This window comes from Achromobacter sp. GbtcB20, from assembly GCF_019091095.1.
Taxonomy (GTDB): domain Bacteria; phylum Pseudomonadota; class Gammaproteobacteria; order Burkholderiales; family Burkholderiaceae_B; genus Achromobacter; species Achromobacter mucicolens.
In genome coordinates this window covers 1-239 of record NZ_JAGXJZ010000860.1, presented here as the reverse complement: position 1 = coordinate 239, position 239 = coordinate 1, and the positions used below count along the sequence as shown (strand labels likewise).

General features: G+C 62.8%; 1 protein-coding gene. It reads right to left on the bottom strand.

Features of this window, described 5'->3' with window-relative positions:
* Nucleotides 1-239: DNA topoisomerase (locus KVT32_RS31420; RefSeq protein ID WP_254637106.1), on the bottom strand; the 239-nt coding region annotated here is incomplete at both ends.

The window sequence follows — 239 nt, the reverse complement described above, 5'->3', positions numbered from 1 at the left end:
CCAGCCGTTCTTGGTGATCTGCTTGGCGAACTGGTGGTAATTGTTGATCTCGGCCAGCGACTCCATCGTCGATTTCACCGTGGCGGTGTAGTCTTCCGGCAGGTGGCGCGAATCGGTACGCGGGTAGGTCAGGACCTTGTGCTTCTCGTACAGGGCCTGGGCCAGGCCGAGGGTGTTCTTGGCCGAGAAGCCGAAGCGGCCGTTGGCCTCGCGCTGCAGCGAGGTCAGGTCGAACAGGG